7 protein-coding genes are annotated in these 11,836 nt (G+C 63.8%); 5 read left to right on the top strand and 2 right to left on the bottom strand.

Features of this window, described 5'->3' with window-relative positions; translation table 11 throughout:
* Window positions 1-524 precede the first annotated feature (524 nt).
* Together ACY69P_RS08365 and ACY69P_RS08360 are read left to right on the top strand one after the other, a co-directional pair.
* Entirely contained in the window at window positions 525-1,208 is a 684-nt protein-coding gene (locus tag ACY69P_RS08365) for a LysE family translocator (protein ID WP_462327154.1), read from the top strand.
* A 101-nt stretch (window positions 1,209-1,309) separates the two neighbouring features.
* On the top strand, window positions 1,310-2,707 hold the full coding sequence (locus tag ACY69P_RS08360) for a response regulator (RefSeq protein WP_459900341.1): 1,398 nt from the start codon (window positions 1,310-1,312) through the stop codon (window positions 2,705-2,707).
* Between the two features lie 233 nt (window positions 2,708-2,940).
* Here ACY69P_RS08360 and ACY69P_RS08355 read toward each other — a convergent pair whose 3' ends face one another.
* On the bottom strand, window positions 2,941-5,454 hold the full coding sequence (locus tag ACY69P_RS08355; protein WP_462327153.1) for a heavy metal translocating P-type ATPase: 2,514 nt from the start codon (window positions 5,452-5,454) through the stop codon (window positions 2,941-2,943).
* A gap of 65 nt (window positions 5,455-5,519) precedes the next feature.
* Window positions 5,520-5,711 (bottom strand): FeoB-associated Cys-rich membrane protein, encoded by a 192-nt coding sequence (locus ACY69P_RS08350; RefSeq protein ID WP_459900338.1) that lies wholly within the window; start codon window positions 5,709-5,711, stop codon window positions 5,520-5,522.
* Window positions 5,712-6,027: 316 nt separating this feature from the next.
* Between ACY69P_RS08350 and treS the strand changes: the two genes are divergently transcribed.
* The 3 genes from treS (at window position 6,028) to tpx (ending at window position 11,587) form a co-directional block, all read left to right on the top strand.
* On the top strand, window positions 6,028-9,387 hold the full coding sequence (gene treS, locus ACY69P_RS08345; protein ID WP_462327152.1) for a maltose alpha-D-glucosyltransferase: 3,360 nt from the start codon (window positions 6,028-6,030) through the stop codon (window positions 9,385-9,387).
* An 82-nt stretch (window positions 9,388-9,469) separates the two neighbouring features.
* Window positions 9,470-10,984, top strand: coding sequence for a 4-alpha-glucanotransferase (gene malQ / locus ACY69P_RS08340; protein ID WP_462327151.1), 1,515 nt, complete (start codon window positions 9,470-9,472; stop codon window positions 10,982-10,984).
* 90 nt (window positions 10,985-11,074) lie between these two features.
* Window positions 11,075-11,587: a thiol peroxidase gene (gene tpx / locus ACY69P_RS08335; RefSeq protein WP_404843927.1), complete on the top strand. Its 513-nt coding sequence runs from the start codon at window positions 11,075-11,077 to the stop codon at window positions 11,585-11,587.
* Window positions 11,588-11,836: the final 249 nt, after the last annotated feature.

The following is an 11,836-nucleotide window of genomic DNA, read 5'->3' as shown; positions in this document are numbered from 1 at the left end:
AAAGGAGTGTTAAGGATGAAATCCTTAACCCCACGGAGGGAATATACGGCAGGCGTCACCACACGGCATGCCCAACGCCAGCCGTGCGGTGACGCCATCCATTACGGCCTCCAACAGCGGAAACAACTGCTCTTCCCCCGCACACTCTGCCCCCCAGACGTCACGCCGACACATACTCTCCACTGCGGCGTCACCGCCCCGTCACAGTGCCCCCGTAGGTTCGCCCTAGCCCCTGAAAGCACCGCAGAGAGGCACGCACAACAGAAGAGAAAGACACCTCCGACAACACCCTTCCAACTCCCACACTCCCCTCTGGCACTCTCCCCGGCTTGGCACACGAAGCCGGGGAGACTTTTTTGCGGCTCCGGGCATAATGTTCATAATTTTTCACCATATTTCAACATGATACATCGCTTAGGAACACAACGAACAACCAACCGATGCGGCATGCTCTGCGCCATACATGGCGCGCGGCGGACACGCCCGCCCTTGCCAAGGCGCGTGAAATACCGCACCACTAGCCCATGACATACGACGCCCTCTCTTTCCTCGTCACCGGCACCCTCCTTGGGCTGGCCGCCGGGCTTGCCCCCGGCCCTCTGCTGACGCTGGTTGTCACGGAAAGCCTATCCAATGGCTTTTCCTCCGGCCTGCGCGTGGCCCTTGCGCCGCTGGTTTCAGACTCGCCCATCGTGCTGGGCTGCCTGTACGTCCTGAGCACCATCACCCTTGGCGCCACATCGGAGCTCACCATCCCCGGCCTTGCCAAGGGCCTTGGCGTTGTCTCCCTTATCGGCGCGGGCTTTCTGGTCTACCTCGCCCGCGAGACGTGGAGCGCGCCTTTGCCGAGCTTTGCACCTGCCGCGCGCCCGCCACGGTCACTCATGAAAGGGGCGCTGGTGAACCTCTTAAGCCCGCATCCGTACCTCTTCTGGCTCACCATCGGCACGCCGCTCATGGCGACCTCCATGCAGAAAGCGGGCATGACCGGGCCTGTGCTGGTTGTGGTCAGCTTCTACGCCGTGCTGGTGGGGGCCAAGATGGCAGTGGCCTACGGTGTGGCGCGCTCCTCCGGCCTGCTGACGCCGCGGGTGTACACCGGCATTTTGCGCGGCATGGCCATCATCCTTGTGGGCTTTGCCATCTTCCTCGCCCATGAGGGGGTTATCTGGTACACGGAGCGCGGAAATGCCATTGCGCTTCAATAGGCCCGCCACATGCAAACATCCGGCAACACTTGCAAACCTTCGGCAACGCCGTGCACGCGCCCGGCATTGCACTGATGGCAAAAATGCCCTACAGCACATCCATGCCGACACCGAAAATTCTGGTCGTTGACGACTCCCTGCTTATCCGCAAGGCCATCCAGCACGAGCTGACCCAGCTTGGCGCTATGGTCACACAGGCCCGCGATGGTCAGGAGGGGCTGGAAAAGGCCCACGCCGATCATTTCGACCTCATCATTTCCGATGTGGATATGCCGCGCATGGACGGGTATACCCTGTGCCAGCAGCTCAAGGCGGACCCGAAAACCGCGCGTACGCCCGTGGTGATTTGCAGCTCGCAGGACAGTGAGGAAGCCATCGACAAGGGCTTCCACGCCGGGGCGGACGGCTACCTGCCCAAGTCCGACGGGAGCGAGGGCTTCCGCCGCGCCATCCGCGACGTGCTGGACCGCGCCAATATCATCAGCGGCCGCCTTATCCTTGTGGTGGACGACTCCACCCTTGTCCGCCACAGCGTCAGCGACGCGTTGACGCAGGCAGGCTTTCGCGTTGCCACGGCCAACAATGGACGCGACGCCATGCAGTGGCTTGCGGACAACGGCGCGCCGGACCTCATCATCAGCGACATTGAGATGCCCCAGATGGGCGGCATGGAACTGCTCACCACCATCAAGCGGCATCCGCAGTGGCATTCCATCCCCTTCCTCGTCATGACCTCCATGGCGGACCAAGGCACCATCCGGCGGCTGTACCGCGCCGGGGCCGCGTCCTATGTGCCCAAGCCCTTCAACGCCCCGCACCTTGTGCACACGGCGGAAAAACTGCTCTCGGACAACTTCCTCAAGCTGCTGCGGGAAAAGGAACGCCTCCAGTCCGAACACGGCCTTTTGCTGGCCTCCATCACCAGCCTTATTCAGGCCCTTGAAGCGCGCGACCTGTACACCCGCGGCCACTCCGAAGCCGTGGCCCGCATCGCCACCGGCATGGCCCGCACCATGGGCATGCCCGCCGAACAGGTAGAAAGCCTTGAAATCGCCGCGCGCCTGCATGACCTTGGCAAAATCGGCATCCCGGATTCCGTGCTCCTCAAGCCCGGCAAGCTCACGGACGAAGAGTACGAAATCATCAAAACGCACCCCACCATCGGTGCGGACATCCTGCGCCCCATCCCCTCCCTCGCCGACCTCATCCCCGCCGTGCAGAGCCACCACGAGCGCCTTGACGGCACCGGCTATCCCCAAGGGCTGAAAGGGGACGAAATTCCGCTGTTTGCGCGCATCATTGCCGTGGGGGACATCTATCACGCCCTGACCAGCAACCGCCCCTACCGCGCGCCCATGCCCGAGGACCGGGTGCTGGAAATCATCAACGACGCGCGCGGCTCGCACCTGTGCCCGGAATGCGTGGACGTGTTTCTGCAGTACCTGGAGGAATCCGGCCAGCATGCGCCGCGTCCGGCCACGGCCGGGACGCCGCTGTAGCGCCCCTTTCCGTTCACGCCGCCCCACGCGCCAATGCGCGGCATTCCTTTGACGCGCGTTGTGCGTTGCGCGCCACCACCGCCGAGGACGCTCCGCCAGTCCGCGCGGCAGCATCGCACCACGCACAGGCCAAAACAGCCCCGCCAACCAAGACGCCCCTTTTTCAACGCGAACGGGCCGCCCTGCATCATGCAGGGCGGCCCGTTCTTTCGTGTGCAGTGCGGGGGAGCGCGCTAGCGCGCCGCGTCGTTGAAGAACCGAAGCCGGAGGGCGTTGGAGACCACCGTCACGGAGGACAGAGCCATGGCCGTCCCGGCAATCATGGGGTTCAGGGTGGGCCCGCCAAAGATGTGCAGCACACCCGCGGCAATGGGGATGCCGAGGGAGTTGAAGGCAAAGGCCCAAAAGAGGTTTTGCTTAATATTGCGCAGCACCGCGCGCGACAGGCGCAGGGCCGTCAGCACGCTGCGCAGGTTGTCGCGCACAAGGACGATGTCGCCGGACTCCACGGCCACGTCAATACCGGACCCCATGGCGATGCCGCAGTCCGCCTGCGCCAGCGCCGGAGCGTCGTTGATGCCGTCGCCCGCCATGGCCACGGACAGGCCCTGCTGTTGCAGTTCGCGCACGACCTCGGCCTTGCGCTCGGGCAGAACGCGGGCCGCAACGTCATCAATGCCAACCTTGGCGGCCACGGCGCGGGCGGTTTCTTCCGAGTCGCCCGTCAGCATGACCACCTTGAGGCCCATACGCTTTAATTCCGCCACCACCTCCGGGGCTTCCTCGCGCATGGTGTCCGCCACGGCAAGAAGCGCCGTCATGCGGCCATCCACGGCCATATGCAGAACGGTCTTGGCCTCTGCGGCAAGGGCCGCGGCCTTCTCGCCCACTTCGGGCGCGTCCAGTCCGTCCACACCGCCCTCACGCATGCAGGCGTCGTTGCCCACGAGCACGGTGTGCCCCTCCACCTGAGCGGAGAGTCCGCGTCCGTGCAGGGCTTCAAAGTTCTCCACACGCGGCAGGCGGACGCCGTCCTCCTTGGCGCGGGCTGTGATGGCCGTGGCCAAAGGATGCTCCGAGGAACTTTCCGCCGCAGCGGCAAGGCGCAAGGCGTCAGCCTCGTCCGCGCCGCCAATGGTGACGATGTCCGTCAGGCGGGGCGTGCCATGGGTCAGGGTGCCGGTCTTGTCAAAAACAATGGCCCGCACGCCCTGCGCGGCCTGCAGGGCCTGACCGCTCTTCACCAGCACGCCAAGGCCAGCGCCGCGCCCGGTGCCCACCATGATGGACGTCGGGGTGGCAAGACCCATAGCGCACGGGCAGGCGATAACCAGCACCGCCACAAAGATGCGCAGCGCAAAGGGGAAGTCCACCGCGCCAAAGGCCAGCCACGCCAGGCTGGACACCACGGCAATGGCCATAACCGTCGGCACAAAGTAAAAGCTCACCGTATCGGCAAGGTTGGCGATGGGGGCCTTGGTGCCCTGCGCCTCGCGCACCATGCGGATGATGCGGGCGAGGGTGGTATCCTGCCCCACACGGTCCGCACGGATGGTCAGCGCGCCGGAGGTATTCATGGTGCCGCCCGCCACGGTGTCGCCGTCGGTCTTGGTCACGGGCAAGGACTCGCCCGTCAGCATGGACTCGTCCACGCCGGAGCGTCCAGACACCACCGTGCCGTCAACGGGGATACGCTCGCCCGGGCGCACCAGCAGGGTGTCGCCCTCTTCCACCTCTTCGGCGGGAATTTCGCGCTGCTCGCCGGAGTCGTCCACGAGGGTCGCGGTATCCGGGGCAAGGCGCATCAGGGCGCGGATGGCGTCCGAGGTCTTGATGCGCGAGCGCGCCTCAAAATATTTGCCAAGGGAAATCATGGCGATAAGCACCGCCGCGGACTCAAAATACAAGTCCATGGCCCGCGCGTGGGGGTTCACGCCAAGGCCAATCTCCAGCGTATTCCACAGGCTGTAGATGAGCGCCGCGCCCGTGCCCACGGCAATGAGCGAGTCCATATCCGGCGAGCGCCGCCACAAATTCGGGAATCCGCGCAGGTAGAAGTGCCGTCCGGACCATACCACAGGGAGCGTCAGCACCAGCTGCGCCATGGCAAAGGCCAGCGGCGAATGCGCCGGGTCCAACCACGCCGGAAGCGGCATACCAAACATATGCCCCATGGAAAGAATAAGCAGCGGCAGCGCAAAGGCGAACGCCGGAATCAGCCGCCGCCGCGCATCGGCGAGGCGGGCAAGGGCCTCCTGCTGGCGCTCCTCGAACATATCCGTGCCCGCGCTGGCGGGTGTGGCCGTAAAGCCCAGCTTGGCAATGGCCTCGCGGATGGCGCGCTGGGATGTGACCTCCGGGTCAAAGGCAAACACACCGGACTCGGCGGCAAGGCTGACGCTGGCGCTGTCCACGCCCTGCATCTGGCCCACCACCTTCTCAATGCGTCCCGAGCAGGCGGCGCAGTGCATGCCGCTGATGGCAAGGGTCACCTCGCGGTTGTCCGGCGGGGCTTCGGTCTCAAAGCCAAGTCCCTTCACGCGGTCGGCAATGTCGGAAAAGTCGAGCTTCGCGGGGTCGAAGGCCACGTCCATGGTCTCGGCCGCCAGATTCACCGACGCCTTGTCCACGCCCTCCATCTGCCCCACCACTTTTTCAATGCGGCCGGAACAGGCGGCGCAATGCATGCCCTTTACCGGGGCAAGAATGCGCTTCAGGCTTTCCTTTTCGCTGTGCTGTTCATCCATTGGTTTCTGCTCGTTGGTCATAATTCAGAACGCTACGCCGACCCGGCACCACTGTGCAACCCTTCCTAGCAGCCGCCGCACCCGCCGCAGCCACCGCCCCGGTTGTCGAGGCTCTTGGATGATGAGGCGGAATCGCACCCGTCGCAGCCGCACCCGCAGCCCGAAGACTTCTTGCTCGTGTACCGCCACACAAGATACCCGCCGGCAGCGGCAATCAAAACCACAACGGCCACAATGTCGAATATATTGCTGTCCATGCTGTCCTCCCCCGGGGCTGGCCCCGGACGTGTTCTTTGATTTCTTCTTTATGATAGTGAATGTCGTTTTCAACATCTAATCCTCGTCCCCCGTATCGTCAAGGATGCTGGGGCGGGTTTTCCCCTTTTGACCGGGCACCGCTTCTGCGCGCCACGGGGCGCTGCGCAAAAAGGCCCGCCCCGCAGGCAGGCAGCGCGCAACGCACGCCACTTCGCACGACCCGGCAAATACGTGGAGATGCTTGGCGAATTGGGCCAGATGACGTATGGTGATTGTGACTCTCAACCCTGCGCTGAACCGTGAGGAGCCGATACAATGGCCCAGAAAAAGCCCGGCAAGATATTTGAGAACGATCCCCTCTGGTACAAGGACGCCGTCATCTACGAGGTTCACGTCCGCGCCTTTGCCGACAGCGACGGTGACGGCGTGGGCGACTTCAAGGGCCTTGCGGAAAAGATGGATTATTTGCAGGACCTTGGCGTCACCGCCATTTGGCTGCTGCCCTTCTTTCCCTCCCCCCTCAAGGACGACGGGTACGACACGTCCGACTACCGCGACATCCACCCCAACTACGGCACCATGCGCGACTTCAAGGCCTTTTTGCGCGCGGCGCACGCCCGGGGCATACGCGTCATCACCGAACTGGTGCTGAACCACACCTCGGACAAGCACCCGTGGTTCCAGCGCGCCCGCCGCGCCAAACCCGGAAGCGCCGCGCGCGACTACTACGTGTGGAGCGACACCCACAAAAAGTACGAAGAAGCGCGCATCATCTTTCAGGACTTCGAGAACTCCAACTGGACATGGGACGACGAGGCCGGGGCCTACTACTGGCACCGCTTCTACTCCCACCAGCCGGACCTAAATTTTGACAACCCGCAGGTGCGGCGCATCATGAAGCAGACCGTGGACTACTGGCTGCGCCTTGGTGTGGACGGCCTGCGCCTTGACGCCGTGCCCTACCTCTACGAGCGCGAGGGCACCAACTGCGAAAACCTGCCGGAGACCTACGACTATCTGCGCGAACTGCGCGCCCATATTGATGAAAAGTTCGACTCGCGCATGCTGCTGGCGGAGGCCAACCAGTGGCCCGAAGACGCCGTGGCCTACTTTGGCGACGGCGATATGTGCCACATGGCGTTCCACTTTCCCATCATGCCGCGCCTGTTCATGGCCCTGTGGATGGAGGACCGCTTCCCCCTGCTGGACATTCTGGAACAGACCCCGGACATCAACGCCACCAACCAGTGGGCGCTGTTCCTGCGCAACCATGACGAACTCACCCTTGAAATGGTCACCGACGAGGAACGCGACCTTATGTACCGCGTGTACGCGCGCGACCCGCAAATGCGCGTCAACCTCGGCATCCGCCGCCGCTTTGCCCCGCTCATGGGCAACAACCGCCGCATGATCGAACTCATGAACGCGCTGCTCTTCTCCCTGCCGGGCACCCCCGTCATCTACTACGGCGACGAAATCGGCATGGGCGACAACATCTACCTTGGCGACCGCAACGCCGTGCGCACCCCCATGCAGTGGAGCGCAGACCGCAACGCCGGATTCTCGCGCGCCAACCCGCAGCAGCTGTTCCTGCCCGTTATCATCGATCCGGAATACCACTACGAAACCGTCAACGTGGACGCGCAGGAGAATAACCCCCACTCCCTGCTGTGGTGGATGCGCCGCACCATCGCCCTACGCCGCAAGCACAAGGCCTTTGGGCGCGGCGACATCGACTTCATCTCGCCGGAGAACAGAAAAATCCTCTGCTTTGTGCGCTCCTACGAGGACGAGCGCATCCTTGTGGTCGCCAATCTGTCGCGCTACGCCCAGCACGCGGAGCTGGACCTCTCCGAATTCGCGGGCATGGTGCCCGTCGAAATGTTCGGGCGCTCGGAATTTCCGCAAATCGGCAACCGGCCCTACACCCTGACCATTGCGGGGCACACGTTCTTCTGGTTCGTCCTCGCCCCCCTGCGCGTGGGCGCGGACATCATCACCGGCAAGACCGAAGAGACCCCGGCCTTTGCCTGCTCCGCCTCGTGGGACGAGGTGTTGGCCGCGCCGCATCTGGAGCGGCTGGAATCCCTGCTGCCGCACTACATTGCCAGCTCGCCATGGTTCTGCGGCGGCAATCGGCGCATCGCCACGGCCAGCTTCCGCCAGTGGCTCACCGTGTCCAATCTGGACCCGCCCGCCTATATCACCCTCGTGCATGTGGAATACATGGACGGCACCGAGGAGTACTATTCCGTGCCCCTTGGTTTTGCCACGGGCAACCGCGCCGAGCGCCTCTACAGCGAACAGCCGCACACCATCCTCGGCAAAATATCCATCGCGGCCAGCAACGAGGAAGGCTACCTCTTCGACGCGCTGGCATCGCGGACGTTCTGTATGGCGCTGCTTGAAAACGTGCCCCGGCGCGCCGCCACCGTGGAGGCCACGGACCGCATCGCCATCAGCAGCACCCGCGCCCTGCGGCGTATGGTGCAGGATGCGGACTTCACCCTGCACTCCCCGTCCGCGCGCGTGGACCAGAACAACACCGTCATCGTCTTTGGCGACACCTTCGTGCTCAAGTTCTTCCGCCGCCTTGACCCGGACATCAGCCCGGAACTGGAAATCGGCCGTTTTCTCAACGAGCGCAACTACCCCCACAGCCCCAATGTGGTCGGCGCCATCGAGTACCGCCGCGGCCGCCATCACGCCCCCATGACGCTGGCAACCCTGACGGAATACATCCCCAATCAGGGCACGGCGTGGCATTACGTTCTGGAGATGCTCCAAGGCGTCTTTGACAGGGCGCAGGCACGGCGCGAAGAAGCGCCGAACATCCCCGAAGAGCACATGCTTGATGTCTCCAGCATCACGCCGCCCGAGAGCGCCGCAGAAATGTTCGGCTCCTCCCTTGAGCGCTTTGCCGTCCTCGGCCAGCGCACGGCGGAGCTGCACCTCGCGCTGTCCTCACCAACAGGCACGCTGGAGCACGACGCCTTCCTGCCCGAGGACTTCACCCGCCTGTATCAGCGCTCCCTGTATCAGGGGCTGCGCAGTCACGTCGGGCGTGTGTGGCCTCAGCTCAAAAAGCGCATCGACGACCTGCCGCAGGAGGCCCTTGGCGACGCCAACTGGGCGCTGGACAACAAGGCCACCATTCAGGACTTCTACAAGAATATTACCTCCAAGCGCTTCGGCGGGCAGCGCATCCGCTGCCATGGGGACTTCCACCTCGGGCACGCCCTGCTCACCGGGCAAGACTTCGCCCTCATCGACTTTGAGGGCGACCCGGACCGCACCTACGGCGAACGCCGCTTGCTGCGCTCGCCCCTGCGCGATGTGGCCACGCTTCTGCGGTCCATGGACTTTGCCGCCTTTGCCGCGCTGTCCGCCTTTGCCGAGCAAGGCTACGCCCGCGTCAGCGACCTCTCCAACCTCGTCTGCTGGGGCCGCTACTGGCAGTACTGGGCCGGGGCCGCCTTCCGTGACGCGTACCTCGCCACCGCCAAGCAAAGCGTCATGATTCCAACCGACCCCACTGAACGGCGGTTGCTGCTCGACAGCTTCCTGCTGGACAAGGCCGTGGCCGAACTCGCCGAGGAACTGAACAACCGCCCGGCATGGACGCAGGTCCCCCTTGCCGCCATCCGGGCCATTGTGGACAGCCCCTCGTGTTAGGCCACGCCGCGTTATCCATCATCTGACCACCCGCCCAGCCCCGCACAAGCGGGGCTGGGCCAAAACCGCTCTGGAGGATCACATGATTCTGCGCTCAAGCGGACTGCTCATGCACATCACCTCGCTCCCCAGCCCCTACGGCATCGGCGGGCTTGGGGACGAAGCCTACGCCTTTGCCGACATGCTTCACCGCACCGGCCAGCGCGTCTGGCAGATTCTGCCCCTTACCCCCACGGCGCAGTCCTCATGGAACGACCCCTATCACAGCGTCAGCGCCTTTGCGGGCAACCCCCTGCTCATCTGCCCCGCACGCCTTGTTCAAGCAGGCTGGCTGGACGAAGCCGACATCGCCTCGCCCCCTAATTTCCCCGAGCACACCGTGGACTTTGCCGCCGTCACCGAATGGAAGCAGGCCCTGTTCACCAAGGCCCACGCCCGCTTCAATCCCGAGAACCACCCCGAGTATCACCGCTTCTGCCAAAAGAGCGCCCACTGGCTGGACGACTACGCGCTCTATGTGGCCCTGCGCTCGCGCTACGGCGAAAAGCCATGGAACACATGGCCGGAGCCCCTGCGCACCCGCCAGCCCGAGGCGCTCGCCCGCGCCCGCGCCGACCTAGCCGACGTCATGGACGAAGTGCGTTTTCTCCAGTGGGTGTTTCAGGAGCAGTGGGACGCCCTCAAGGCCTACTGCCACGAGCGCAGCATTCAATTCTTCGGGGACATGCCCATCTATGTGGACCTCGACAGCGCCGACCTGTGGAGCGCCCCCCACTGCTGGAAGCTCGACGACGAGTACGTCCCAACCGTCGTTGCCGGTGTGCCGCCGGACTACTTCAGCGCCACCGGCCAGCTGTGGGAAAGCCCCATCTACGACTGGGACGCCCTGCAAAAGGACAACTTCTCATGGTGGGTGCGCCGCATCTTCCGCAATCTGGACCTGTTCGACACCCTGCGCATCGACCACTTCCGCGGTCTTGTCGCCTACTGGGAGGTGCCCGCAGGCGAGCCCACAGCCATGAACGGCGAATGGGTCGAAGCGCCGGTTCGCGAATTCTTCGACACCCTCTTCGCCAGGCGTCCCACCCTGCCCCTCGTGGCCGAGGACCTTGGCGTCATCACCCCGGACGTGCGCGAGACCATGGCCCATTACGCGTTGCCGGGCATGAAGATTCTGCTCTTCGCCTTTGGCGACGACCTGCCAAGCAACCCCTACGCGCCGCACAACATCGGCCCGCACAGCGTCGTCTACACCGGCACCCACGACAATATGCCCGCCAAAGGCTGGTTCACCGACGAAGCCGACGACGCCACCCGAAAGCGCCTCATCGACTACGCCGGCCAAAACGTCACCGCCGACACCGCGCCATGGATTCTGGCGCGCATGGCCTTTCTTTCCCACGCCAAGCTCGCCATCATTCCCGTGCAGGACCTGCTGGCCCTCGGCGCAGACGCCCGCATGAACCGCCCCGGAAACCTCAAGGGCAACTGGCACTGGCGCATGCGCCCCGGCAGCATCACCACACAGCACGAAACACAACTCGCCCGTCTGACGGAGCTTTCCGGACGCGGCAACTCGCATCAGCAAAACGGCTGACGCTAAGCGCAATCTCGTGTACTACGGGCAGTGGAGCCTGCGGTAAATCGGCTCCGCATATCCTTCACCACTCACGGCAAGGAGGAGTTCATGGCAGAACGTAGCGGCATCGTAACCCTACACGGCAACGGGCTGACCCTCACAGGCTCGCCCGTGGAAGTTGGGCAAAAAGCGCCCGACTTCACCGTGCTGGACAACGACCTCAACCCCAAATCGCTGGCAGACTACGCAGGAGGCGTCCTCATCGTCTCCGCCGTGCCGTCACTGGACACGCCCGTCTGCGACATGGAGACCCGGCGCTTCAATACAGAAGCCGCCAACCTCGGCGATGTGACCATCCTCACCATCTCCACCGACCTGCCCTTCGCCCAGAAGCGCTGGTGCGGCGCAGCAGGCGTGGATAAAGTCGTCACACTGTCCGACCACAAGGATGTCTCCTTCGGTACGAACTATGGACTGCTCATTAAAGAACTGCGCCTGCTCGCACGCGCCGTTCTCGTCATCAACAAGGAGGGCGCCATCACGCATCAGGAAATCGTCAGCGAAGTCTCCAATGAGCCCGACTACAACGCGGCCATAAACGCCGCCAAAGCCGCGCTCTAGACGCACCAGTCGACACGAAGTGAAAGGCCGCCGAAAGGCGGCCTTTTTTTGGTGCCAACGGGCGTGTGGCGTCGATTGTTCGTTGTGTTCCTAAATGTGCTATTGGTCTAAAATATATACTTATTTAGCGAACATTTTGCCTCCGGCGGGTTAAGGGCCGCGGGCCCTTAACGATCCCATTTGCGCACAGGCCGAGTGCCTTTATCTGGGACTGTCGTCACCCCTGACGGCTCTCGTCCGTGTGGATGG

It is taken from the genome of Desulfobaculum sp., assembly GCF_054921475.1.
Note: the sequence above shows the minus strand (reverse complement) of the source record. Positions and strands in the feature narration are given on the sequence as shown.

What these genes read in the sequence shown, in the direction of transcription:
- ACY69P_RS08365 (WP_462327154.1), top strand. Translation starts at nt 525, where the DNA reads ATGACATACGACGCCCTCTCTTTCCTCGTCACCGGCACCCTCCTTGGG.
- ACY69P_RS08360 (WP_459900341.1), top strand. Translation starts at nt 1,310, where the DNA reads ATGCCGACACCGAAAATTCTGGTCGTTGACGACTCCCTGCTTATCCGC.
- ACY69P_RS08355 (WP_462327153.1), bottom strand. Translation starts at nt 5,454, where the DNA reads ATGGATGAACAGCACAGCGAAAAGGAAAGCCTGAAGCGCATTCTTGCC.
- ACY69P_RS08350 (WP_459900338.1), bottom strand. Translation starts at nt 5,711, where the DNA reads ATGGACAGCAATATATTCGACATTGTGGCCGTTGTGGTTTTGATTGCC.
- treS (WP_462327152.1), top strand. Translation starts at nt 6,028, where the DNA reads ATGGCCCAGAAAAAGCCCGGCAAGATATTTGAGAACGATCCCCTCTGG.
- malQ (WP_462327151.1), top strand. Translation starts at nt 9,470, where the DNA reads ATGATTCTGCGCTCAAGCGGACTGCTCATGCACATCACCTCGCTCCCC.
- tpx (WP_404843927.1), top strand. Translation starts at nt 11,075, where the DNA reads ATGGCAGAACGTAGCGGCATCGTAACCCTACACGGCAACGGGCTGACC.